Here is a 24,348-nt window from a genome sequence, read left to right on the forward strand (position 1 = left end):
AACTTGCGCCTAAGTGCCAATGCTTGGATTAAAAGGGGTTCGGCTTCGCTGTATCTGCCTTGGTCACGGTAGAGTAATGCGAGGTTGTTGAGGCTTTGTGCGACAAATGGATGTTCTTCTCCCAGCAGCTTGCGGTTGAGCGCCAATGCTTGGATTAAAAGGGGTTCGGCTTCGCTGTATCTGCCTTGGGATTGGTAGAGAAATGCAAGGTTGTTGAGGCTTTGTGCGACAAATGGATGTTCTTCTCCCAGCAACTTGCGCCTAAGTGCCAATGCTTGGATTAAAAGGGGTTCGGCTTCGCTGTATCTGCCTTGGTCACGGTAGAGTAATGCGAGGTTGTTGAGGCTAGTGGCGACATCTGGATGTTCTTCACCCAAGCGCTTTTTAGTGACTTCTAGACATTGTTTCGACCAGGGTAAAGCTTGGTTATATAAACCTTGAGCATTATAAAATGTAGCGTTGCCCTCAAAAGGCCAAGGTAAATCATCATCGCTGACGTATTGAATGAGATGATTCGCTACTTCAGCTATATGAGGAATGGCAGGGGAAACAGCAGTAATTTGCTTAAGGGTGGCGTCTTCAGGAATATCTTTGGCAACTGCTGCCATTACCCGACAAAGCGATCGCTTTAATTCTTCTGCCTGTTCTAAACCTGTAAGCTTATATTGAAAAAACTCTCTTAGCAGCTGATGCAGTTGGTAAATTCCCTCACCTTTACGCTGTAGCAAATGTAGTTTCAGCAAAGTATCATCTCTAATTTCCTCTAACTCTTCCTCGTCTGACTCTGGTAAACACTGTTCCACCAACTTCCAAGCTATAGGTGCGGCGGCAAATAAACTCAGCAAACAGCCAAGCTGCTTATCGCTGTCTTCTAATTCCTGCCAACTTAACTCAAAGGCTGCTAATACACCTCCTTGTGCTGTCATATCGGCTTCTGGTTTAATAAGGGCGGGTTGTTCTAGTCGCTTTTTCTCCAACCGTCGCAACATTTCTGTGAAAGAGAGGTCTTGTTTTCGTGCCAAATATCGGCCAACTAATTCCAAACCCAAAGGCAAATATCCCAACCACTCACACAACTGATTTGCAACAGCCAATTCTTGCTCAATTCGCTGTGGTGTTTCTTTAAAAAATGACTTTAATAACTCCAGCGCTGCTTTTGGTTGCAATACATCTAAAGATAATTCCTTTATAGATGCTCCTAAGTGTTGGCGCGTGGTAATCAACACTTTAAATCGAGAAGATGGCGAAGGTAGATAAGGCTTAACTTGTTGATATTCTCCAACATCGTCTAATACTAGCAGCACATTACCTTCGCGCCAAAGCCGAAAGCAGTATTGCACTTGCGCGGGTAAATCCAAATCCTCTGGTAGGTTTAAGTCAAGCTGAGTTCTGGCAAACTGCACAACTTGAATGCCCACATCTCCAGCCTTTGCCAGCAACCAGCAAATTCCACCTTTGTAAATTTCACGGTGAGCCTTTGCATATTGTAAGGCCAGTTCTGTTTTACCCAGTCCACCCATGCCTGCGATCGCTGCGATCGCCACCTGATTATTTTCCTGCAACATCTGGTGCAGGGTTTGCAGTTCGTTTTCACGTCCAACAAACTTCACCACCCCACTCAGGGGAAGATTTTGCGGTATTTCAGTTGAGAGATTTGACTTTACCTGTTTCTCTTCAGGCGAGTACAGTCAGAATTGAACAGGGCCAGTGAAAGTACTTCCCTGAATGACGGTTCTAATAGAGTCAGCTAACTTTGTAGAATTAATGACGGTTGCTGGTTGCGAGTTTAGCTCATTTGCTAACGCCTGGACTTTCGGTGCTACTTGGGGATCAGCATTTGCGGCTGCTTCCACTTCCCGCACAGATTGAGCAATTTCAGTATCTGCTTCTGCTGCTGCTTTCAACTCCAGCACTGCTTTGCCATAATCTAATGGCTGCTGTGGATTTTGCTGTGTCGCATCTGCTAACAAGGGCAACTTATTTTTATGACGTAGCTGTTCGATTAACTCATGACTTTTATTTAATGCAGCTTCACCAAGCTTTTCGCCAGTTTTTTCTAGGGCTTTAGTTAAAACTATAGTAGCGATCGCTGTTGCAACAGCCGTCAGTGTTACAGGTTCCATAATTTAGTAATAAAATACGACATTGCACTGGGAGATACAAATGTAGCTCTGTCTATTTCGGAAATATATCACATACATTTAGCAATTAACCCCCTATCTCGCCTTGCAATCAATCGCAAAGCTAATAGCCCAAGTCCACTCAAGTGGACTCAAACCTTTTCTCAGTATTCTTTAGAAGACTTTAGCTATTAATCAGTTTATAACCTATGGCGCAATACAGTTCTGTTAAACATTTCTTCCTTCTCTTTGCGTCCTTCTCTAGGAGACGCTACGCGAATGCGTCCTTGGCGGTTCGTTAAAAAAATAAACACGGAACTTCGACCTTTGAACACGGAACTCCAACCTTTTAACTCGAAACTTCGACCTTTTAGCTCGAAACTTCGACCTTTTAACTCGGAACTTTAACCTTTTAACTCGGAACTTCAACCTTTTAACTCGGAACTTCAACCTTTTAACTCGGAACTCCGACCTTTTAGCTCGGAACTTCGACCTTTTAGCTTGAACGTTGAGGCTGAGAGCTTGAATTTTACTACTTTGAGGTGAAGCGATGCCAGAGTTGAACTATGCCTACGCCAAAAATTGCTGGAATTACAGGAGATAGAGGCGGATGATTTGAAGGAATAACCGATAAAAGTTACATTTTCTACTGTAACAAACCCTTACCCCCAACCCCATTCCTTACAATAGAAAGGGATTTTATTCACTTTCCTTCTTGAGGGAATCTCAAAGTTAACACACCAACTGATGCAATTTGATACCCAACTGCTACCACGCATTAATGCCACATCCAAGAGAGAAAATGGTAAACAATATTATGTAGATGCCAAGGGAAATCGCTTTCCCAGCGTTACTACAATTCTTAATGCCACTAAATCACAAGCAGACCGAGACAGATTATTAAACTGGAAAACGCGTATTGGAACAGAAGAAGCTACCCGCATTACTACATCTGCTAGTCGTCGGGGAACTCAAACACATAAGCAAATTGAGCGCTACCTCCTTGGTCAAAACCCTGTTTGTTCCGAAGCAAGTCGCCCTTATTGGGAGAGTATTAAGCCAGTTTTAGAAGAAATCGATACAGTTAGACTTGTGGAAGGCTCTGTTTTTCATCATGATTTGAGCTATTCTGGCAAAGTTGATTGTATTGCCAGCTATCAAGGTATTCCCTGTATTTGCGAGTGGAAAACAGCAGACAAACCCAAAGGTTCAATTGAGCATTTATATGAACATCCACTGCAACTTACAGCGTACATAGGAGCAGCTAACGAGTATTATCAAGATTATGGCATTCAGCTAAAGCACGCTCTGTTGGTAGTAGCGATTCCAGAAATGCCAGCTGAGGTATTTTGGTTTGAATCAGCAGTCATCAAAGATTACTGGGAGCAGTGGGAAAAAAGAGTCGCCCAGTTTTGGGAACGCAGAAGTGTTTGGGGTTAGTCAGTGAGATTGGACAATTACTGAAAGGTTTGGCGACTAATCCATAAATCAATACCTTGTTCTGCAAGCGCTTGCAGTCGTTCTGTCGCTTGTACATGAAATGGCGATAACGCTAAATTTGCATAAACTAAAATATAGCGGTTCTCAATTGCATGGAATACAGACCTAACAAGAACAGCCCCTTCCCTACTAGCGTTGGGGAGTAAGATTTAAAGCCTCTCTCCTTTTAGGCTACGGTTTACACACAAGTTATCGAATCACTACTAGTCCTCGAATTACCCCACCCTAACCCTCCCCTTATAAAGGGGAGGGAACCAGATTTTCTTATTTCCCCCCAATATATTGGGGGGATTAAGGGAGGTAATTTGACTTGTGTATAATTGTTTCTATACTTTTCATCTCATTTCTCCTTAATCAATCCATCACAGCTAACACAGCTTTCGGCAATAACTTATCTTTAAACCAAACAATTCTCGCGGGAACATCATTTAATTTTACTCCCGCCTTTTCTAAATTAAGTCGCTCGGAAATTGCTAAAATCAAGTCGTCACGTCCAGCCCGCCGCACCTGAGAAAACTTCTTTTGTAAATATTCAGGTCGCCAATAACCGACAATTTCTAATAAGAAGGTGCGTCCATCAGAATGCACCAAGCGGAAATCAGGAATCATCACACTACCGGGAATTGGGATCAAATCAACTTCTCGTTCTAACGCCCAACCACTTTTCAACACATCCCACTTATCAGCAAAGGATGCTTCTAGCATACTATCGTAGGGCTTTCCTGGTGGATAGTGAGATACCAAACCACATTCGGAATTGAGGGTGAAACGTCCAGTTTTCCAGGTATTTGTATAAGCGTCACGGCTTTGGAGAATGGAAGAAAGACTCCATTTAGTAACGTGAAGTAAAGCAGGAATAAGTTTAGCGATCGCTAACCCATACCGCGTACTAGGATTAAACAAACTCGTCGGCCCATCAATGGTAATTGTAAACCCGTGGTCAGCATCACCCTCAATATAAGCCATCAATTGAAACAACTTCAGATAGCGAAACAACAGCTTATATTCACCCGGAACATTCCGGTGAGCATTTAATACAAGTTGACTGGCTTTATAAAATACACCCTGCACTTGAGATAAGTTATATCGATTTAACAAATCTGGCGCTGTTGGGGCATCAAAAACAGTTAAAATCTTATTTTCAGATAAATCAGCATATAGTCCATTCCGAACCTGTTCTAGTAAAACTTCCCGTTCAAGTTCTTGAGTTAACTCATCAGCAACTTTACTTAAAGTAACTTGTGTTGATTCCCGACTAGAAACAGACTTTGAAGCCAATGAAAACACCCGTTCTCTTAACATTTGTGGCTCCAAAGGACTAATCACCTCAAAAGTGCAAAAACTGCTTTTGAGAATATAAGCTAATCCCCGCTTCACCCGATAATCTGTAGAATCTCCTTCAAAATCAGTCAGTTGTCGCTCAAGCACACCCTGAGTCTTCCCCACCGCTGATTGAAAATAATTAATTAACTCAATCGCCAACTCCGAAGTTTTCTGATCAATCTTCAGTCTCTTCGGAATGATCTCCTCCCCGGTTTGGCGATGCATCAGTAAGTCTGTCGGTAACATCTGCTGAATTTTGGATTTTAGATTTTGGACTTCGGCTCGAATAATTAATTTCTAACTGTTCCGCAGCCTTCACACTCCTTTCCTTCCCACTCCCATACACAACCTGTAACTTCCCTTTCTCCTCCTCCTCTCTGAGTCCTCCGCGCCTCTGCGGTTCGTCTCTCCTCTCCCCTCTTCGCCTAGCCGAAGTCCCCTCCTCACTCGTATCCTCCGCCACCACCTCATATAAAATCGCCTGCTTATTCTCAATATTCCCCTTCCGTAAAACCCTCCCCAACCGCTGAGTATACTCCCTAGCCGAACCCGTCCCCGATAAAATAATCGCCACCGAAGCCGCCGGCACATCAACACCTTCATTCAACACATGAGAAGCAACCAAAGTATTATATTTACCCTCTCGAAACCTTGTTAATATCTCATGCCGTTCCTTTACAGGAGTTTGATGAGTAATTGCTGGAATTAGCAACTCTTGAGAAATGCGATAAACCGTCGCATTATCAGCAGTGAAAATCAAAATTCTTGCCGGATAGTGTTCTGCCAATAAATTAACCAGAATTCGCAACTTCCCATCAGTACCCAAAGCGATATCTTTCGCTTCCCGGTGCGCTAACATAGCTCTCCGTCCAGATTGCGATCGCGCACTCATTTGCACGAACATTTGCCAACCTTGAAGACTCCCCAAAGAAATCTTGGATTGCTTCAAAAAGTCGTTGCGCGTTTGAATTAACTGGTTGTATCTTTCCCGCTCAAGTTGCGATAACTTTACCTTAATTTGGACAATTTCATGTTCTGCTAACGCCTTCCCCGCCAAATCTTCAGCGCGTTTGCGATATACTTCTTGGCCAATCAGGATATTTAAGTCAGCATGTTTACCATCGGTGCGTTCCGGTGTAGCGGAGAGTCCCAGGCGATAAGGTGCGATCGCATATTCAGCAATTACCCGATTAAAATCTGTCGGTAAATGATGACATTCATCAAAAACAATCAACCCATATTGATTCCCCAACGTCTCGGCGTGAATTGCTGCACTATCGTAAGTTGCAACTAGGATAGCTGTTCTATCCCGCGAACCACCTCCCAGCAATCCCACCTCAGCATCAGGGAAAGCTGCTACCAAATGTGCATACCATTGATGCATTAAATCCAAAGTTGGCACCACAATCAGCGTCGTGCGCGGCGTTGACTGCATCGCCATTTGTGCCAAATAAGTCTTTCCCGCCGCCGTGGGAAGCACAACAACCCCTTGTCTACCCGCCAGTTTCCAAGCAGCTAGCGCCTCAGTCTGGTGGGGATAGGGTTCCATTTCCAGACTGGGAACCAAATCTACAGGATAAAATTGCTTCGCCTCATCGATAAAATTCACATCTTCCGCTTGTAGTGCTTCCACTAGCGATCGGTATCTAATTGCTGGAATGCGGAATTTTTCAACTCTATCATCCCATGTGGCATAGTCCATCCAACCTTTGCCCCGTGGTGGTGGATGCAAAATTAATGTGCCACGATCAAAATTTAATGTAGGGGTACGAGCCATGAGTATAGAGCATTGGGCAATTGGGCATTGGGCATTGGGTATTGGGCATTGGGGAGCCACTGCGTTGCCGGGGTTCCCCTGGTTGTTCGCGCAGCGTATCCGACAGGAGAAGCAAGTGGCGTCATTGGTAATTATTTCCATTCGCTATGCCCCATTCCCTAGTCCTTTGATTACTAATAACGCAAAAAGTGCATGATTCATCCAAGTAACTCAGACAAAACACAACTAGATGCGCTTATTAGTCACGGAATGTCCTATCGGCAAACCAACAATAACCTTGCCGAATCCTACAAAGAACAGCGACAGAGCTTTCTGCTGAAACGGCTGCAATTGCAGGCGCAGATTATCCTGGTAGCTGGCTTGACTTTGATCGCTTTTTTTCTTTGGGCAAATTCACAATTAGAAGGCAAGATATACGCCTTTAAAATCGGTATTTTAGTAGAATTATTCACGCTGATTTGTTGGGGATTATGTAAAACCTCTATAGGTCGTCGTTACCCAAATTTAATTTTTTTGAGTTTATGTTGGTCTGTAACTTGTGCTGTCCAAATTGATATAGCTTTGTTGTTTAATAGTCTAGAACCTAGAAGTAATATTTGGACTCTGATGTTTCTTACTCAGGCTACAATCGTTCCAGTGCAATGGTGGATACATTTAATTTCGCAAATTGGAACAATAGTTTGCTATTTAATTTTATATATCTTATACAATCCTATATTAAAAAATCCATCTGCTTTTTACATAGAGCAGGATTTATACTTGTTTTGGACTTGCATAATTTGTGTCTTCTCTGTCTATTTATACGAACGCTTGCGAAAAAAAGAATTTTACGCCCGTAAGGCAATGGAACTAGCGCAGCAAAAATCAGAAATGCTGCTACTAAATATTCTGCCAGAGATGATTGTAGAGCAATTAAAACAACAATATACAACTATTGCTGATAGCTTTCTGGAAGTTACAGTGCTATTTGCCGATATTGTTGGCTTTACAGAGCTTTCAACTCGGACATCTCCTGCGAAATTAGTCGAGTTATTAAATACAATATTCTGTTTGTTCGACCAATTGGCAGAACGTCATGGAGTAGAGAAAATCAAGACCATTGGCGATGCATATATGGCTGTTGCCGGCTTGCCAAATCAGTCTAATAACCATGCTCCAGCAATAGCTAACATGGCCTTGGATATGCAAAATGCTATAGCTACGTTTAATGAAGAAAATAACCAATCCTTTTGCATCCGTATTGGCATTAGTACAGGGCCAGTAGTCGCAGGGGTGATTGGGCTGAAAAAGTTTGCCTATGACCTTTGGGGAGATACAGTCAATATAGCTAGTAGAATGGAATCACATGGGATAGCAGGTAGTATCCAGGTTTGTGAAACAAGTTATCAGCTTTTAAAAGATAAGTACTTATTGGAGAAACGAGGTTTAATTCAGGTTAAAGGTAAAGGTGAAATGATGACTTATCTACTCAAAAAAATTAATTGAAAAACTTAATAAATATCTCCTGTAATTCCTGATTGGAAATTCAGTAGACTAAAGAAAACTTTGGCGATCGCTATCCGCATTCCTCTGATATCATGTCCACTTGATTACTTATTAAACTTCAAGAACCCCACCCTGCCAAAGCGACGCTTTGTCTCCCCTCACCGCAAGCAAGGAAGGGTGGAATGACTGTGGAAATCATAACTAATTACCCGGACATAATATGAGATAGTGAACTGCTTTAACTGATTTTGGTGCAATAATTAAGTCACTCTCTCAATGCCTACTCAATATTGTAGAAATTGGTAGAATTGGCTACTTCATAATCCCCTTGAAGGGTTGAAAAGTCATGATTGCTCAAAATAATAGCAATGGCAACATCCCTCGTACTTTGTGATCCTTTCAGTCTCTGTTCCAAATAAATCTGCCAATAAACTTCCACATCACTTTCAAGAATTGGCTTCTCAATTGCTGTAACAACACCGTCCTGCTTGGGATGAATCGAGGAAGCACTGTACTTCCACTCATTCCTATCCTTAAGAATAATGTCAGGGGAATCTCCAATCTGTAATTGGAGATGTAACTCGTTTAGACGTACCCCCTGATATATGTCAAACATTCTTGATACAAGCCCTCCAGGGGTGCATGCAGCTACTTCGATCAGAATCGGTTCTTCGCTACCTTCTTCTAGGAAGAAATCAATATTAAGTACACCATCTTTGGGGTAACCGTATTCTAAACTTTGTAACGTATCACTTGAAAATTGCCAAAGTTTATGAAATTCTAGATCTTCTTCTCTAACAACAATATTGCCGATTTGATAACCATAAATGAACTCATCATTAGGTCGATACTGCTTGCAAGCAGCAAAATAACAAGATTGACCATTTTTAATGACAACACTTGTATTGTATAGTTGACCTTTAATGAATTCATTGAATTCAAATTCTTCATCTGAATCTACATTGCTGTCACACCAGACTTTCAAATCATCAACAGTATGAATTCTTCTAGTTTTTTCACTGCCTGATCCGAGAACTGGTTTGATAAAGATGTGATTACCTAGTTCTTCTAGAACAAACTTTAAGTATGAAACTGGTTCTTTACGGTATTGGTCTTGAGCAAAAATCAGATACTTTGGTACCCGAATCAGGGAATTTTTGAGGGTAGATTTGAGGTAACTCTTATCGGTAAACTGGCGGATCATTGTTGGGCGATCGCCTACCAGATTTAGAGCTTCACGCAACTGTGCAGCTAACAGCATTGAATACTCATCATTGGTAACAATCCGACAGTTGTCATCCAAAAGTTTATAATCAGTCTTAATCTGTTGATAGGTTTGGAGCAGATTTTCTAAACTATAAGGTTCTACAATCCGCACAAGATCCAAGTGCTGATACTGGGAGGGTATAACTTTACTGAGTCCTTCCCTACTACAGAGTAAAACCAGATTTCTATTATCTCGGATATGCTTAAAATCAGTTTTGCTGGGAAGCATATCATGCAGCACAAAAACAGTCTGCTTATTGCGATCTATCTTACTACTGTCCAAGGCAACTGGATTTGCCTCCTCGCGGAGCATTTCTTGTACCAACTGGACAATTTCTTGTGAACATCCCCATGACAGAGTTACTCCTGACCCTCCATGTCCATAGTTATAAAATACGTGTGTATTTAAAACCCTTTCTACACAAACATTTTCTTCTGTTAATGGTCGTAAACCAGTCCTAACAGGCTCCTTTTCATCTAGTGGGAGTTCTCTTAATTCCTGTAGAAACTCCAAACAGCCATCATACATCTGTCGGATAATTGGAACCTCAAGAGATAAGTCTGTACTCCATTGGTCTTGCTGCGTTAATCCTCCCAAGACCACCAAATCATCCCCTCTAGGAACTATGTAAACGATGTCTTGTTCATTTGCAGAAGATTCTTCATGGGAAATACAATGAGCGTCTGTTACAACTCCACCGAGATTCTTAACCCTGACAAGTGCGCCCCTTAAGGGATACATGGAAGTATCCCCTGTAGTTGCGATTGAACCTAGTCCAGCACAGTTAACAATTGCCTTTGCATTAAAACGATGAAGTAGTTCCTGTTCATTTTGAACCACATTGACAGTGATTTTTTCTTGGATGATCTCACATCCAATATCCTTTACCTGTTGAAGTAACCACTTCAAGTAGACATCAGTGTTTGTCGTCGGAGCCATGTGTTTATAAGCATCTTTTATACCTCCTTTAAAACTCAAATCAATCGTTTCTTTGACAATCTGTAAGCCTCTTTCAAATCCATCAACCTTATCCTTCAACTCATTCATTTTACGAAGTTCAGTAGGTCGATTTTCCAAAACATCTTTGAAATAGAAATACGCATCCTTCAAATAAAGTCCTGTTTCTTCTGAACCAAACTCTGCGTGTATTTTCTTAAATTTATTATAGGTAGTCATACACCAGTTTTTAGAGCGTTCCAGGGATCTGGGAGCACCATGACTACCACAGACTGCTGGTGGCCATTCCCACAATGCACCTGCCACAATAGAGGTTAAATCTGGGGCAAAACGATCTGCAACAATCACAACTCTAAAACCTACCTCTCTCAGACAGATAGCGGTTGTTAGACCACTTACTCCCGCCCCAATTACTAAAATTTTCAGATCATTATCCGGCAATAGGTTACTCATTAAAGATTCTCTCTATTTTTTTGCAGTACAAAATAAATGCATTAACTTGCCCATTAATAATATTAAATCGGGTGCTTTAGGGGTTGGTGTAGGATTAACAACTTCTGATTATTTGACATTTGTTACAAGTATTACTTATAGGATATTTTAAAAGTATTTTTATTAACCTAAAAACAGGAGGTATCATATTGCTAGCCCATTTAACTCGCGCTTAATAGGGTTTTAAAGCTATTCCTTAGGGATTAAATAACTTTTTATAATACTTACTGAGTTTTAAAAATTACTATTAGAGATAATAATTACTTTTGGATATATTGTTATTCTTTATAAATAAAGTAATAGGAATAAAACAGTTAAGATACTTCAAAAACTTCAGTATCTCGAAAAATTAGCTGGAAAAATAAGGGTTTCAGCCAATGTTTTTAAGGCTGGAGATCGTGAGTATTTGCGCTCATAGGAAAGTCCATTCAGAACGGAGGTAAATAAGCAAGAAATCATCAGCTGATTTCAGCAAATTGCGTTTCCTAGTTGAAATGAAGGGCTGATAAAGCTTCTGGAAAACTTTTGAAATACTGAAATTCCTGATTTTCCTTACTCCTGCGCCTCTGTCAAGACTAGAATTAGAATTGACGTGACGTTCTTTAATAGCCAAAGTGTCAGAATCTCTGCCATTGCGCGATCGCTATCTTGCCTTAATCGATGAAATTGTCGAAACCACCCTCAAGGGCAAAATTAGCTCTGTTGATATGGTGTATCAAATGCTGCTTAAAGGAATCACTTCCGGTACAGGGGAAGTCTTTGAGTTGGCTTTAAGCGATCGCCTGAATGCTCTCCAAAGCCAAATAGATAGTGAAAAAGACGAACTCAAGAAAGGCAAGGCGACTCGGAGTTTAAGAGCGATTAAAACCATTCAAAGTCAATGGCAACGCTGGCAAGAGCAAAACAAAGCCACAGAAGCGATCGCCTCCGCAGTTACAGAAATTACCACAGCCCCTGCTGACGAGCGGCTGGCGGCATTTATCCGGGTTACTGACCCCAATCAGAAGTATCCGCTAAATTTGCAACAGCTACAGCAATTGTCAAAAGCATTACAGCAATTTGCTCAGGTAGATGCTGATTTAGAACAATTTTCTGAAGGTATTACCCGTGGTTTAGCTTCTTGGCAGCGATTGCAAGACAACTTGCTTAGTTGGATGTACGAGCAAAAAGAATCTTTGGGATTTGGCGGGGTACCCGGAGAACGTGGCCCTTGGGCAAGTTGGGCTAAACAACTGAATAGTGAGTTACCCCAAGCACTGCTTCGCACCTTGGCTATGGAAGAATCGGCAATTGAGTTTGCCCAGCGACAACGGGGGATCACCCTCAGAGATTGGGTGGAAATGGCATTGATTTTACAGTACTTGCAACGAGGACTAATTAACTGGTTTGACCAACAAGCTTACGATGTTAAAGCCGGGCCAAAGTTGTCCATTTCCACTTTTTTGACCTTTGCGGTGATTTGGAGTCAATTAGCAAGTGGTTTTGGCAGCATTGGGACAGTGTACGGCGATGCCTGTTCTCAAATTATGCTCCAGATTTTGCGAACCTTTGCCCAGCGTCCGTATTTTCCCTTTTATGGCGGGATTTTTGCCTCTTTTACTGGTACTTATTTGCGAGATGCCCTCGATTATTTGGATGAACCGCTACGACGAGGCGAGGGAACCCAAGAAAAAGCGCGGATTTTGACACTTTTAGGTTATTCACAGCGTGCTTTGGGAGAATATCAGCGCTCACTTGATTTTCATCAGCAGGCGCTGGAGATCGCCAGGAATGCAGGCGATCGCCCCTGTGAAATTGCCAATCTCAACCACCTCAGCCGTACCTACGTGCAACAGCAAAATTATCCTGAGGCAATCAACTACAGTCAACGAGCATTAATACTAAGTCGGCAAGCAGGTGATCGCACAGGAGAGGCAAACGCGCTGGTAAATTTAGGTTATAGCGAAGTCATGCAAGCTCAGGAACTAGAAAACCTAGAACCCGAAACCTATGAAGCTGCAATTAATTATTTGGAACAAGGTTTAAAATTATCAGAAAAATTAGGTGATATTCAAAGTAAAGCCTTATGTGTCAGTAGCTTAGGAATTGCCTATCTCGTAATTGGACAACACCAAAGTGCAATTAAATATCTCGAAGATGGCTTTAAAACAGCGCAAGTTTCCGGTGATTTGTATCTCCAAGGGCGGAACTTAGCTTATTTAGCAGAAGCTTATTATCATCTACAAAATTCGGAAAAAACTGTTTACACAGGCTGCTTGGGAATGTATCTTTTAGAGCAAATAGCTTCTAGTGAGTGGCGTCAACCAGCAGGGTTACTGACAATTTTACAAGGACAAATCGGGGCAGAAGCTTTCCAAAAATTATTACAGCAACATCGCCCTAAAATCATTGCGATTATCGGTGTAGATGGATATGATCATATTCCGCAATTGTTAGAAGAATATAAGGGAGATATGTAAACAAGTAATTTGATTCCGGTAAAAATGCTCCCAAATATTGTAGCTTTGCTGTTCAGCGACTTCAAGTTTGAGGAGAAAAGCAAGAAATGCGATCGCTTTTCAGGAAAAAGATAACGCCAAAAGTCAGCTTCACTTTCAGCATATAAGTCGTCATTGCCACTTGTGTTTTTCTCTGATAATGCAGGTGCATTCCGTATGACAGTGAGATATTGAAAATAGAGCTATTTGTCATTAAAGGTTGCACCCAAACGTGAAAGGAAATGTTATTACACATGGAAGTTAACAACGTCATCACGAGCCTTGGAGGCGTTGTACTTGCATTATTCATCGTTGCAGAAGCTATGCAGGGTAAAGCGATCGCACTTCCGGTCGCCACATCATCCGAGAAGCGAGAGTCAATATCGTCTCATCAACGGCTTTGGGTTGTAACTGGAGGTCAGACAGGAGTTGACAGGGCTGCGCTCGATACAGCTTTGTCACTTTTTTTACCAGTTCGTGGATGGTGTCCAAAGGGGCGGCTTGCAGAGGATGGAAAGATACCACCTGTATACCCGCTTCAAGAGACAACGAGTACAGACTATGCATTACGTACCGAGTGGAACGTTCGAGATTCAGACGGGACGCTCGTCCTCGCGTATGGATCGCTTGAAGGAGGAACAAAGCTTACGGCTGACCTAGCGCATAAGTATGATCGCCCCGTCCTCATCATTAACGCGCTGTCGTTCAGTGGAAATGATGCTGCTCGTTTCTGGAGTTGGATTCAAGAGCACAACATTCGCATTTTGAATGTTGCTGGTCCACGAGAAAGCTCACGCCCAGGTGTTATTTATAACCGTGCCCGATATGTTCTTAAGCATCTTTTGGAGTCGTAATACTAAACACATTTGTCTAGTTTTCAGACTTTTTCTTACGTCGAACTCAGGTATATTCAGGAAGTTTACTTCTTTTCTATTTGGTAAGCCTGCAATAAATATTCACCATTGAAATGAATCAAATGAGTTGCATCTTCAGCAACCCAAACATCTGTTTGCCAAGCAATTTCTGCCAGATATGCCACCATTGCCTTACGACTGAGAAATGTTGTTACCATTACCAGAGGTATTTGGGCACCTCTGAATAAGACTTCAAGTTCCTTCTTCCGTTTAGGATTAATTGGGCCATGTGAGGTTACAGCTTCAATGAGCACCAACCAGTTATTTGTTGTGAAATGAATAATCACATCTGGCATTTTGCCGTGGGAATCGATATTAACGCCCAAATCTGCCAATGCTGCTTCATCAAAGTGGGCGAACTTTTCATCTGTATCACCAACATAGATGAGCTTTCCACTAGGAGTAAAACGAGGGGCAAAATCATTAATACTTTTTTCAATCAGAATATTCTGACCACCTGGCGATAAAGTTTTAATGTAGCGTAACGTACCGTCAACAATTCAAGGTGCGTTAGCCTACAGTATCATACACCCTACTTATACTTCAAATTTATATTGCTTCATATACATTGAATTTTTCTCACCGACTTACTTAAACTTTAGGAAATTGCATAACAAATCTCTACTGCATCCTCAAAATAAATTGAACTAGAGGCGAAAGCTAACGCCCTAAAAATTGCTAGGATAAGTTACTCAACACTCAAATAAGTCCGGCTGATTCATATAATCGTTTGAGCATTGCTGAAATCTTTACACCATAATCCAAATCTGCTGACCACCGTCCTGATAGCTGATCAATTAATGGCGCAATCCCGCGTGTGACAAAGCGAAACCTTGGATCTACGACTTCTTGTACCAAGGGTTCTAAACTAGCGTAAGCTTTCAAATGTTGGACGTGCGCCCTCACACCAATTCTGGCACTTGGAAAAGATGCAGCCTCCGAACCACCACCGATCGCACCTAAGCCGGCAAAGTTATTTTGCTCAGGTTTAATATCGCCACCAAACCGTAAAAATCCAGTTTCTACACACATTTGGCAAAAGGCAATATCATAGTTAACTCCCTCTATACCTGCTTCTTCCCGATAAAGTTTGGGGATGTCAGGAAACTTTACCAAAGCATTTTCATTATTGTTTCTGAGGAATAATTGTAACTGCACTTCTGAAGTATTACCGTTCGACATCACCCGCTCAAATTGACCAGGACAAACCACTAAATTCGATCGCAAGCTGACAGTACGAGTTGCAGCATCCCAATTGACTGCAACATTAAAATCTCGCAGTTCGATCGCTTTGACATAAACTACTTTGTGATAAATAATCCGATTGACATTAGCTGCTTTTGAAAGGTCAATCCGGAGAAGGTCTACTAAATCAATAGGGATGTAAGCATTACCATTAACTAAAATTCCTTGCTCTGAGTAATTTTGCCCATTAATATTAATATTAATTGCCGGATAATTTGGTTCTGCGGGAGTTCCAGGAGTGGGATCAATCACCCGACTCCAAGCTGCTAATCCATCGACAATTCCTAAAGCAAAATCGCGGCGACGAGTTTGCAGCAAAGCCCGATCCTCTGGATTGCTGAGAAACCCCACTTGCATCACCAAAGCTGGAAGCGTTGTCTGGCGACAGAATGCTAAACTACCCAATCCACTATCTGTGTCTGGTTTGACTCCCCGATTCGGTAATTGAGGTACGCGGCGCAACAACCCTATTAGCAACTGTTCAGCATTGCTCTTGCGATCGCTATTGTTAACAATGTAAAAGACGCTAGCCCCGCGCACAGAAGGGCTGTTAGCTGCATTAGATTGAATTTCTAGGGCGACATCACTCCGGCGACCACGGGAATTGATCCAGGTGATAGTTTGGGCGGCACTCAAGTCATCAGGAACCGCCAAAATTTCCAAATTCCGCGCCCTCAGTTCCGTGACAATCAAATCCCGCAGCAAAATCATTTCTTTAGCTTCAGTTGTACCACCTGCGATCGCACCTGCATCAATTCCTCCAGCTTCTTTGCCTCCATGAGCCGCTGATATAAAAATACGTCCCATTCTCAGTATTTCCTCTGATAAAATTAAGTGTGAACAATTCTATACATCATTCTTGTTCTAGCAACGGCAACAAGAATATAATAGCCATCAGAAGCCCTTTGTCATTTGTCCTTTGTCCTTTTTTCAAAGTTCATGACCAAAACAACTCTTGGAGAGGCTGCACCAACGACTACGCTCAGTACAAGTGACTAATGACTAAATATGCAAATCCCGCGCTTGCACCCAGACACAATCGAGGAAGTTAAACTACGGGCTGATATTGTAGATGTCGTCTCGGAATACGTAGTTTTACGCAAACGAGGAAAGGATTTTGTCGGTTTGTGCCCCTTCCATGATGAGAAATCTCCCAGTTTCACTGTTAGTCAAACCAAGCAAATGTACTATTGCTTCGGCTGTCAAGCTGGGGGAAATGCGATTAAGTTTGTGATGGAGTTGGGAAAGCGTTCTTTTGCTGATGTGGTGCTGGATTTAGCCCGGCGTTACCAAGTACCTGTGCAAACCCTAGAACCCCAACAACGCCAAGAATTACAGCGTCAGTTATCTTTGCGTGAGCAGTTGTATGAAGTTCTGGCAACGTCTGCCCAGTTTTATCAACACGCCCTTAGACAATCACAAGGGCAAAAGGCAATTCAATATTTGCAATCTAACCGCCAACTCAAAGAAGAAACAATACAGCAATTTGGTTTAGGTTATGCCCCCGCAGGTTGGGAAACCCTCCATCGCTATCTAGTGGAAGATAAACGTTTGCCCGCACAAATACTAGAAAAAGCGGGATTGATTAAGCCACGCAAAGAAGGGGGCGGTTATTATGATGTATTTCGCGATCGCCTGATGATTCCCATCCGTGATGTCCAAGGACGCGTCATTGCCTTTGGTGGTAGAACCCTGACTGATGAGCAACCTAAATATCTGAATTCACCAGAAACGGAACTTTTTAGTAAAGGTAAAACATTATTTGCTCTCGATCAAGCCAAAGCTGGGATTTCCCAAGCCGATCAAGCGGTGGTGGTAGAGGGATATTTTGATGCGATCGCTCTCCACGCCGCTGGTATTAATAACGCCGTCGCCTCACTCGGTACAGCCTTAAGCTTAGAACAAGTGCGGCTAATATTACGCTACACCGAATCGAAACAATTAGTACTCAACTTTGATGCTGATAAAGCCGGAACTAATGCCGCCGAACGGGCGATCGGTGAAATTGCTGAATTAGCATACAAGGGCGAAGTTCAGCTAAAGATTCTCAATTTACCCGATGGTAAAGATGCTGATGAATACTTGTATAGTCACACTCCAGAAGATTATGGAGAACTGCTACAAAATGCGCCACTTTGGTTAGATTGGCAGATTCAGCAAATTATTCAAGACCGCGACTTGAAACAGGCTACTGATTTTCAGCAAGTAACTCAGCAATTAGTCAAATTACTTAAAAATATAGCTAACAGTGATACACGAAACTATTACGTTTCCTACTGTGCAGAAATACTCAGCTTGGGAGATACCAGACTTATACCCTTACGAGTCGAAAATCTGCTAACTCAAATTGCTCCGGCTACGGCTACATACACTAAGCCGGTGTCAGCTAAGAAAGCATGGGGAGATGGCAAAGTTTCCCTCTCTCCACTCCCCACAGAACGCAGCCTTTTAGAACACGCAGAGGCGTTATTATTGCGGATTTACTTGCATTGTCCTGAACAGCGTCAAGCGATTATTGCCGAACTAGAGGAGCGAGATTTGCAATTTAGCCTTTCCCACCACCGATTTTTATGGCAACAGATTTTAGAAATTTCATCCGGTGATGGAGAGACGGAAAATTTTGCGTCTCCAGCAGATTTAATTTCCCGCCTACAAGACCAGTTTTTAGAATTTGGCAGTGAGATGGGGTTAATTTCCCATTTGTTTCATGTGGATGAAAAAAACCAAAAAGAAATACTTCGGACTCCGCAGGTGGTTCAAGCTGCGATCGCTTGCATGGATTTGGTGATGCTTGAAAAACGCTATCGTCACTTTTTGGAACTATGGCAACAAACTGATCCAGAAGCTGAACCAGAGCGATATCAATCTTATTATCAGGCTTTCTACGCCGAAAAAATCAAGCTTCAGAAAATAGACCGACAACGGCTATTTTCGATCACAGAGTTATTGTAGAGTAAAATACTTAGATATCAGTTCATTAAAAACTGAATAACCAACTTTGAGCATTAAATGAGTATTATGCTAAACAGCAGTAAAATGCCGACTGGCAAAGCCAAGAAAGAACAATAAACCCTTTAGAAGGTCAGTCTCGATCACAGGGTTGTTGTAGCCTTGCACTCATGCCCAACCTATAGCAATCCTAAATGAAATATAATTTAATATTACATTTATACTACAATAAAGTTCTTTACCAATCAGCAAGAATTTGATTTTTCTAAGCTGCATTGGTGATCCCATTTTAAGAATCTCTCTCAAAAACTTTGCAGATCACCCGTAGAGAACCACTGAAACGAGGTTTTCCAGAACCTGTGAAACATCAATTTATTGAACAGCTAATAGAAGATCAGCGATCGCGTTTAGCAGATCGGCGTGATTCGGACGAACGAGTACGAGGCTGATCGCCATTCGTGGCAGGTGGCGCTGCTTTACGTTTAGCCGATGTCTGTGGTGACAGTTTAGCAGTACGGGCCGGACGCTTGTCACCTCCGGGTTTGGGTCTATGTTGGCGTCCATTTGGGATCGGTTCGGGCTTAGTATCGGGGTTGGGCCCAAAGCCAGCGACCACTTCCTTCGGCAAGCGTTGCTCAATCAGTTTTTCAATATCTGCCAATAAAGGGTATTCATCAACGCATACCAGCGATACGGCTTCACCTGACGCGCCAGCACGACCAGTGCGACCAATGCGATGAACATAATCCTCCGGTACATTCGGCAGATCGAAGTTAACTACATGTGGCAGTTCGCTGATGTCAAGACCTCTAGCAGCAATGTCCGTGGCCACCAGTACCTGTAAACTGCCATTCTTGAACTTTGCCAGAGCGTTGGTACGCACCGGTTGGCTCTTATTACCGTGGATTGCCAGTGCTTGAATGCGGTCTTCGCCCAACTGTTTAACCAAACGATCAGCGCCATACTTAGTGCGAGTAAACACTAACACTTGATACCAATTATCTCGCCGAATTAGATGAGAAAGTAATTGGCGTTTCTTGTCACGGTCTACTTGGTAAACTTTCTGGGCGATCGTGTCGGCAGTAACGTTGCGGCGTGCTACCTCAATCATCGTTGGGTGATTGAGTAACCCAGCAGCGAGTGTTTTGATTTTGTCTGAGAAAGTAGCGAAGAATAGCAAATTCTGTCGTTGTTTGGGCAGAAGTGAGAGGATGCGGCGGATATCATGAATAAAGCCCATGTCCAGCATCCGATCTGCTTCATCCAGCACCAAAATCTCAATATGCGATAGGTTCACTGTGCCCTGCTGTACGTGGTCTAACAGTCGCCCTGGAGTAGCGACTAGAATATCCACTCGGCCTTTCAAACGCTGTTTTTGTAGATTAATACCGACTCCGCCGAACATCACCATCGAGTTTAGCTGCAAGTACTTGCCGTACTCGCGCACGCTTTCTTCCACCTGTGCGGCGAGTTCGCGAGTCGGGGTGAGAATCAGTGCCCGGATCGGCGGGTATCCCTTAAACGTACCTTTGATGCTCTTGTCGGACGACAACCGATGCAGGAGCGGCAGGGTAAAACTAGCGGTCTTTCCAGTGCCAGTTTGTGCCCCAGCTAGCAAATCGCTACCTGACAATACGGCAGGAATCGCCTGCATCTGAATTGGCGTGGGTTCGGTGTATCCTCGTTCGGTAACGGCACGGATAATTTCATTGGACAAGCCGAGAGTAGAAAAAGACATAAAACTCCAAAAATAACATCGGCCTGTCGCCAATGGCGGCGTCAGTCTTAGGCGGACGGATAAAAAGTCATTGAAAGGCTGGATGGGCAATAGCGCAAAGACTGAGAGCGAGTGCCGCCGCTCTGCATTCTAACAGATTGCAGTCGATTGTGTCGTTAAAGTTGCTCTGATTCAGTGTTGTGTTAAATTAGCATTACTTGCTTGCTTACAAAGTAAAGTGTTGAACAATTGGGAGAAATTCATTATCGCAATCCAAAAGCAACTGATTAATTCACAAATCAAGTCACCTAGCGTCTTCTTGATTGACCATGAGAATAACAATCGTGGTCTGATCGACACCAATGAGGCGCTACAGCTAGCTGAAAGCTTAGAGCTTGACTTAGTTGTAGTCTCCGAAGGCAAAGACGCTCCAATCGCCAAGATTCTCAACTATGGCAAGCTTCAGTATCAAAAGAAAAAACGTCAGAGCCAGAGTGCTAGACCCACGGTAAAGGAAGTTCGGTTCGGTCTAAACGTGGGTGTGGCTGATTACAATTTACGCATCCAACAAGCAGGTGAGTGGTTGAGTAAAGGCGATTCAGTCAAGTTTGCCATCCGTTTACGAGGTCGAGAACATCAATATCGTGACAAAGCGGGAGAACTGCTAGACCGAATTGCAAATGATCTCAGTCAAGTAGGTAAAGTCCAGTCGCTGGATAAACGTTCACTAATTGTTCAAGTCATTCCTGCCTAGTTAATCTTGCGATCGCTAAAGGATGTATTTGACTGAATAATTACTAATTCATAATTCATAATTATTAAAGACACTGTACAGCAGTCCACACTAAATCAAAAATTTAGTGCTCAACAAGACAGTGGAGAGTAGTGAGCTACCACTGATTATAATTATGAATTATTAATTATCTATTATGAATTACTTTGACCTTCCAAGCGAACAAGCGCCGAGACATAGCCAATCAATCGGCGCAATTAGTGATTAGATGTGTCAAGGCATCAATCACGCGATCGCTTTCCATTGGTATAATATTCCTCCCATGCATCACATCTTGAGTAACATGAAAATTAACTAATGTGCCTAAAAAAATCCTCGCTGTTGCCTCTGGGTCAGTAATATTCAGTTCTGGGTGAGCAGCCAAGTATTGATTGAGCGTTTCCAACATTGGTTTAATCATCGCCCGAACACAAATCTGAATTAATTCCGGAAAACGACCAGATTCCCCAATTAACACTCGCATAAATGCACTGTGTTCCTGGTCGTTATTCATCTGTTCTAATAATTTGGTTCCTAATTGGCACAGTACGATTTTTGGTTCTCCCTCCATCGGTTCCGCACCAAAGAGAGAGTTAAACTTCTGATGTGCCAAGTACTCTATCAATACTTTAAAAAGTCCTTCTTTATCTTGAAAGTGGCTGTAGACTGTCGCTTTAGAAACACTCGCTGCTACTGCTACCCGATCCATACTTGTACCAGCATAGCCATTTTGGAGGAACTCCTGCATTGCCCCTTGCAGAATTTGCTCCACTTTATCAACGGAATTATCTCGATCAACTTCGTCAGTTTTAATCCGTACCATTTATTAATTATCCTCTCTTATAAAGAATTTTAATAAGTTAATTGGCATTTAAGGCAGGAGGCAAAAGTTATTTTTTTCTCTCACTTCCACTTTTTTTGATCCCCATCTCCTCTTCTTCAGAATTTTGGCGTGTAACGCAGGGCAAATTGTTTAATTGGTGAGTTTTACTTTTTCCTCTTTACTAAACTAATCCATTTGAAATTGACCACCGGACGATTACGATCAGCGGCTTATTTTCAATCGATGCTTCCTTCGCGGCTGATGGGAACCGTAATTACCAGCGACCAGAATTTATTGCGGCTATTTCCCAAGCGAGAAGCCAGCAGTGTCAGTCTAGGTTTGGTTCAATTACAACCAGGCTATGACGTAAAACAGGTGAAAGCAGCTTTAGAATCTCATTTAGATGATGTTAAAGTATTTACGAAAGCAGAATTTATCGAATTTGAAACAGATTATTGGAAAAAAAATACAGCCATCAGATTTATCTTTAGTTTGGGTGTAGGAATGGGCTTTATAGTAGGCGTGATTATCGTCTACCAAGTTCTTTCTACAGATGTGAATTCTCTGATGATTTATTTGGGGGACAAAAACAAAGAGTTGCGTAGGCGTAGCCCGCCACAGGCATCGCTCGTGCTCTAGTTGGTCGTCTTAAAATTGTCTTAACGGATGAACCCACCGCCGCCCTTGATAATAAATCGGGACGTGATGTGGTCAACCTCATGCAAGCCCTAGCTAAAGAACAGTATTTTACCATTCTCTTAGTTACTCATGACAATCGTATTCTAAATATTGCCGATCGCATCGTCTACATGGAAGATGGGAAGTTAGTAAATGACCGTGCTGTTGTTGCAGCCAGTTAGGAATGATTAAATCTGCCGGGGGAAGTTGGGCTAAACTTTGTCCTCTAAATTTTTAGCGCCTCAATAATGCTAATTGGTGACGGGGTTGGAATAACTTGGGTAAGTTGGAAGCCTGCCTTTTGCAGTAGCACTTGATATTCCTCCTCTGTACGTTCGTGTCCATCAGTCATAACTAGCATATTCAGGTTAAGCAACTTACCGAAAGAAGGTGCATTCCCAGGCGGAATTATTGTCTCAAACAGCAGGAGTTTACCATCCTGTGACATTGCCTGATGACAGTTTTTGAGAATAGCGATCACTTTTTCCTCATCCCAGTCATGAATGATATGCTTGAGAAGGTAAGCATCACCACCTGCTGTTACTGACTCAAAGAAGTTCCCCGACACTACGTACAGCGGTGAGACAGCGCTGCGGGAGGGTTTCCCAGAGCAGGCGACTGCGTTAGCACAGCGTTAGCGAGTTTGCGTACTCCTTCGGGGAAGCAAGCTACGCGCAGCGTCTCGTAGAGAGCGTCACCCGAAGGGTCTACAAAACCTTGTGTTAGCAGGCTAGATTTTGCTTCTTCTATCACCGTTGGTATATCAAAGAGAATGCCTTTAACAGTCGGATAAGCTTTCAGGATGCTTGTCACCAAACTGCCAACTGCCCTGACCTCCTCCCACATCAACAATAGTGTTGAATGCTGAAAAGTCATAACTGCAAATAATTGCTTCCATTTTGGAAGCTGTTAGACTTGTCATTGACCAATTAAACAACTTGCCAGCTTCGGAGTTTTTAAAGTAATGCTCCTAAACACTCATTCCAGCGATGTGGTCAAACGCGATCTCGCCAGTTTTGATACTATGTAGCAGGTTATCCCAGCCTAAGTAGTGCGCTTGTCCCAGTTGGGAAATGGCAAAAAAACGCATTGAACCAGGAACATCCGTTTGTAACGTAGCAGCCAAGGGTGTTAAGCCAAATCGATGATGGTCATCTTCAGCAAATATACCCACACTAGCAAGCGCACGCAGTAATCTGTACAAAGATGGCACGTGAGTATCAGTGATTGCAGCTAGTTCCTCTACTGTCTTTGGCTGTTCCTTGAGGTAGTCAGCAATACCAAGTTTAGCAGCAGCGTGGATTGCCCGTGACACCCAAAAGCCAGAAATCATCTGGAGCATAACATCAGATGCAGGGACTTCAGTACTTATACTTGGTTCGAGTGAATTCATATTCTGCAAATTCTTTTCAAAGTTTTGGATTTGTAGGTGTACACAACCACAACTCAATCATATCCGACCACGGGGGCGATAAGCCTCTGGCTTGACGCTGCACGTATCGCAGATGAAAACACAATACATCTCAATGGATGAAGGAACCACTGAGCCTAAATATGCATCAATAGATATATTCTCATTTATCATAACTTATTAATATTAAGTTAAATGGACGTGTGTTGCTATAAGCTTTACTATGTCTAGTTTTCAAACTTTTTATTACGTCGAACTGAGGTAAAATAAGTATTTTTCAAGGACTGCAAAAATAGATGCTCTTGGGTATGAGTGATCGCTCTTGGCTCTGCCTACTTTATTGGATACTTACAGCAATTTGATATCAAAACTGCCACAAAAGTCATAAACTTAAAAGATGTAAAAAAGAAGATTATTAAGGAATGGCAGCATATTCAATCG

At 42.5% G+C, this 24,348-nt stretch carries 21 protein-coding genes and 2 pseudogenes; 9 read left to right on the forward strand and 14 right to left on the reverse strand.

What is annotated here, in order from left to right:
• Both V7K48_RS22975 and V7K48_RS22980 read right to left on the reverse strand, forming a co-directional pair.
• A partial coding sequence (locus tag V7K48_RS22975) for a tetratricopeptide repeat protein (protein ID WP_442949459.1) occupies window positions 1-1,613 on the reverse strand: 1,613 nt, incomplete at its 3' end.
• Between the two features lie 75 nt (window positions 1,614-1,688).
• Entirely contained in the window at window positions 1,689-2,123 is a 435-nt protein-coding gene (locus V7K48_RS22980) for a hypothetical protein (protein WP_335075673.1), read from the reverse strand.
• A gap of 744 nt (window positions 2,124-2,867) precedes the next feature.
• On the opposite strand from V7K48_RS22980, the gene V7K48_RS22985 reads away from it, so the two are divergent.
• Entirely contained in the window at window positions 2,868-3,560 is a 693-nt protein-coding gene (locus tag V7K48_RS22985; protein ID WP_335075676.1) for a PD-(D/E)XK nuclease family protein, read from the forward strand.
• A 414-nt stretch (window positions 3,561-3,974) separates the two neighbouring features.
• On the opposite strand, the gene V7K48_RS22990 is transcribed toward V7K48_RS22985, so the two are convergent.
• Together V7K48_RS22990 and V7K48_RS22995 are read right to left on the reverse strand one after the other, a co-directional pair.
• On the reverse strand, window positions 3,975-5,189 hold the full coding sequence (locus V7K48_RS22990) for a DUF790 family protein (protein WP_335075678.1): 1,215 nt from the start codon (window positions 5,187-5,189) through the stop codon (window positions 3,975-3,977).
• Window positions 5,119-6,720 (reverse strand): DEAD/DEAH box helicase, encoded by a 1,602-nt coding sequence (locus V7K48_RS22995; RefSeq protein WP_335075680.1) that lies wholly within the window; start codon window positions 6,718-6,720, stop codon window positions 5,119-5,121. The genes V7K48_RS22990 and V7K48_RS22995 overlap by 71 nt, the downstream gene beginning before the upstream one ends.
• Between V7K48_RS22995 and V7K48_RS23000 the strand changes: the two genes are divergently transcribed.
• Window positions 6,719-6,916, forward strand: coding sequence for a hypothetical protein (locus tag V7K48_RS23000; protein ID WP_335075682.1), 198 nt, complete (start codon window positions 6,719-6,721; stop codon window positions 6,914-6,916). The genes V7K48_RS22995 and V7K48_RS23000 overlap by 2 nt on opposite strands.
• Window positions 6,913-8,205 (forward strand): adenylate/guanylate cyclase domain-containing protein, encoded by a 1,293-nt coding sequence (locus V7K48_RS23005; RefSeq protein WP_335075684.1) that lies wholly within the window; start codon window positions 6,913-6,915, stop codon window positions 8,203-8,205. The genes V7K48_RS23000 and V7K48_RS23005 overlap by 4 nt, the downstream gene beginning before the upstream one ends.
• 280 nt (window positions 8,206-8,485) lie before the next feature.
• Here the strand turns inward: V7K48_RS23005 and V7K48_RS23010 are convergent, their stop codons facing one another.
• Window positions 8,486-10,882: an FAD-dependent oxidoreductase gene (locus V7K48_RS23010; protein ID WP_335075686.1), complete on the reverse strand. Its 2,397-nt coding sequence runs from the start codon at window positions 10,880-10,882 to the stop codon at window positions 8,486-8,488.
• Between the two features lie 653 nt (window positions 10,883-11,535).
• On the opposite strand from V7K48_RS23010, the gene V7K48_RS23015 reads away from it, so the two are divergent.
• On the forward strand, window positions 11,536-13,380 hold the full coding sequence (locus V7K48_RS23015; protein WP_335075689.1) for a tetratricopeptide repeat protein: 1,845 nt from the start codon (window positions 11,536-11,538) through the stop codon (window positions 13,378-13,380).
• A 61-nt stretch (window positions 13,381-13,441) separates the two neighbouring features.
• On the opposite strand, the gene V7K48_RS23020 is transcribed toward V7K48_RS23015, so the two are convergent.
• Entirely contained in the window at window positions 13,442-13,756 is a 315-nt protein-coding gene (locus tag V7K48_RS23020; protein ID WP_335075691.1) for a hypothetical protein, read from the reverse strand.
• The gene (locus V7K48_RS23025; protein WP_335075693.1) at window positions 13,720-13,965 is read right to left on the reverse strand and encodes a hypothetical protein; all 246 of its coding nucleotides are present in this window, start codon (window positions 13,963-13,965) and stop codon (window positions 13,720-13,722) included. The genes V7K48_RS23020 and V7K48_RS23025 overlap by 37 nt, the downstream gene beginning before the upstream one ends.
• Between V7K48_RS23025 and V7K48_RS35120 the strand changes: the two genes are divergently transcribed.
• Complete coding sequence (locus V7K48_RS35120; protein ID WP_442949460.1) at window positions 13,854-14,252, forward strand: putative molybdenum carrier protein; 399 nt, start codon at window positions 13,854-13,856, stop codon at window positions 14,250-14,252. The two genes, V7K48_RS23025 and V7K48_RS35120, sit on opposite strands and share 112 nt — an antisense overlap.
• A 65-nt stretch (window positions 14,253-14,317) precedes the next feature.
• Here V7K48_RS35120 and V7K48_RS23030 read toward each other — a convergent pair whose 3' ends face one another.
• Both V7K48_RS23030 and tftA read right to left on the reverse strand, forming a co-directional pair.
• A complete protein-coding gene (locus V7K48_RS23030; protein ID WP_335075712.1) occupies window positions 14,318-14,812 on the reverse strand; it encodes a BsuBI/PstI family type II restriction endonuclease in 495 nt (164 codons plus the stop codon).
• 199 nt (window positions 14,813-15,011) lie between these two features.
• The gene (gene tftA / locus V7K48_RS23035; RefSeq protein WP_335075695.1) at window positions 15,012-16,364 is read right to left on the reverse strand and encodes a hormogonium tapered terminus morphoprotein TftA; all 1,353 of its coding nucleotides are present in this window, start codon (window positions 16,362-16,364) and stop codon (window positions 15,012-15,014) included.
• A 201-nt stretch (window positions 16,365-16,565) separates the two neighbouring features.
• Between tftA and dnaG the strand changes: the two genes are divergently transcribed.
• Window positions 16,566-18,509: a DNA primase gene (dnaG, locus tag V7K48_RS23040; protein ID WP_335075698.1), complete on the forward strand. Its 1,944-nt coding sequence runs from the start codon at window positions 16,566-16,568 to the stop codon at window positions 18,507-18,509.
• Window positions 18,510-18,900: 391 nt separating this feature from the next.
• Here the strand turns inward: dnaG and V7K48_RS23045 are convergent, their stop codons facing one another.
• Window positions 18,901-20,244: a DEAD/DEAH box helicase gene (locus tag V7K48_RS23045; protein ID WP_335075700.1), complete on the reverse strand. Its 1,344-nt coding sequence runs from the start codon at window positions 20,242-20,244 to the stop codon at window positions 18,901-18,903.
• A gap of 217 nt (window positions 20,245-20,461) precedes the next feature.
• On the opposite strand from V7K48_RS23045, the gene infC reads away from it, so the two are divergent.
• Window positions 20,462-20,977, forward strand: a complete 516-nt coding sequence (gene infC / locus V7K48_RS23050; protein ID WP_335075702.1) for a translation initiation factor IF-3 — start codon at window positions 20,462-20,464, stop codon at window positions 20,975-20,977.
• Window positions 20,978-21,200: 223 nt separating this feature from the next.
• On the opposite strand, the gene V7K48_RS23055 is transcribed toward infC, so the two are convergent.
• Window positions 21,201-21,818, reverse strand: a complete 618-nt coding sequence (locus V7K48_RS23055; RefSeq protein WP_335075704.1) for a TetR/AcrR family transcriptional regulator — start codon at window positions 21,816-21,818, stop codon at window positions 21,201-21,203.
• Between the two features lie 197 nt (window positions 21,819-22,015).
• Here V7K48_RS23055 and V7K48_RS23060 point away from each other — a divergent pair.
• Window positions 22,016-22,382, forward strand: a pseudogene (locus tag V7K48_RS23060) (ABC transporter); the annotation flags it as partial.
• A 59-nt stretch (window positions 22,383-22,441) separates the two neighbouring features.
• Window positions 22,442-22,678 (forward strand): annotated as a pseudogene (locus V7K48_RS23065) (ABC transporter ATP-binding protein); the annotation flags it as partial.
• A 44-nt stretch (window positions 22,679-22,722) separates the two neighbouring features.
• On the opposite strand, the gene V7K48_RS23070 reads toward V7K48_RS23065, so the two are convergent.
• The 3 genes from V7K48_RS23070 to V7K48_RS23080 form a co-directional block, all read right to left on the reverse strand.
• Complete coding sequence (locus V7K48_RS23070; RefSeq protein WP_335075706.1) at window positions 22,723-23,064, reverse strand: methyltransferase; 342 nt, start codon at window positions 23,062-23,064, stop codon at window positions 22,723-22,725.
• Complete coding sequence (locus V7K48_RS23075) at window positions 23,064-23,372, reverse strand: methyltransferase (RefSeq protein WP_335075708.1); 309 nt, start codon at window positions 23,370-23,372, stop codon at window positions 23,064-23,066. Before V7K48_RS23075 ends, V7K48_RS23070 begins: the two co-directional genes overlap by 1 nt.
• Window positions 23,373-23,466: 94 nt before the next feature.
• The gene (locus V7K48_RS23080) at window positions 23,467-23,889 is read right to left on the reverse strand and encodes a methyltransferase family protein (RefSeq protein ID WP_335075710.1); all 423 of its coding nucleotides are present in this window, start codon (window positions 23,887-23,889) and stop codon (window positions 23,467-23,469) included.
• Window positions 23,890-24,348 lie beyond the last annotated feature (459 nt).

This window comes from Nostoc sp. (genome assembly GCF_036919615.1).
Classification (GTDB): domain Bacteria; phylum Cyanobacteriota; class Cyanobacteriia; order Cyanobacteriales; family Nostocaceae; genus Nostoc.

What these genes read in the sequence shown, in the direction of transcription:
- V7K48_RS22980 (WP_335075673.1), bottom strand. Translation starts at nt 2,123, where the DNA reads ATGGAACCTGTAACACTGACGGCTGTTGCAACAGCGATCGCTACTATA.
- V7K48_RS22985 (WP_335075676.1), top strand. Translation starts at nt 2,868, where the DNA reads ATGCAATTTGATACCCAACTGCTACCACGCATTAATGCCACATCCAAG.
- V7K48_RS22990 (WP_335075678.1), bottom strand. Translation starts at nt 5,189, where the DNA reads ATGTTACCGACAGACTTACTGATGCATCGCCAAACCGGGGAGGAGATC.
- V7K48_RS23000 (WP_335075682.1), top strand. Translation starts at nt 6,719, where the DNA reads ATGAGTATAGAGCATTGGGCAATTGGGCATTGGGCATTGGGTATTGGG.
- V7K48_RS22995 (WP_335075680.1), bottom strand. Translation starts at nt 6,720, where the DNA reads ATGGCTCGTACCCCTACATTAAATTTTGATCGTGGCACATTAATTTTG.
- V7K48_RS23005 (WP_335075684.1), top strand. Translation starts at nt 6,913, where the DNA reads ATGATTCATCCAAGTAACTCAGACAAAACACAACTAGATGCGCTTATT.
- V7K48_RS23010 (WP_335075686.1), bottom strand. Translation starts at nt 10,882, where the DNA reads ATGAGTAACCTATTGCCGGATAATGATCTGAAAATTTTAGTAATTGGG.
- V7K48_RS23025 (WP_335075693.1), bottom strand. Translation starts at nt 13,965, where the DNA reads ATGCATAGTCTGTACTCGTTGTCTCTTGAAGCGGGTATACAGGTGGTA.
- tftA (WP_335075695.1), bottom strand. Translation starts at nt 16,364, where the DNA reads ATGGGACGTATTTTTATATCAGCGGCTCATGGAGGCAAAGAAGCTGGA.
- dnaG (WP_335075698.1), top strand. Translation starts at nt 16,566, where the DNA reads ATGCAAATCCCGCGCTTGCACCCAGACACAATCGAGGAAGTTAAACTA.
- V7K48_RS23045 (WP_335075700.1), bottom strand. Translation starts at nt 20,244, where the DNA reads ATGTCTTTTTCTACTCTCGGCTTGTCCAATGAAATTATCCGTGCCGTT.
- V7K48_RS23055 (WP_335075704.1), bottom strand. Translation starts at nt 21,818, where the DNA reads ATGGTACGGATTAAAACTGACGAAGTTGATCGAGATAATTCCGTTGAT.
- V7K48_RS23075 (WP_335075708.1), bottom strand. Translation starts at nt 23,372, where the DNA reads ATGACTTTTCAGCATTCAACACTATTGTTGATGTGGGAGGAGGTCAGG.
- V7K48_RS23080 (WP_335075710.1), bottom strand. Translation starts at nt 23,889, where the DNA reads ATGAATTCACTCGAACCAAGTATAAGTACTGAAGTCCCTGCATCTGAT.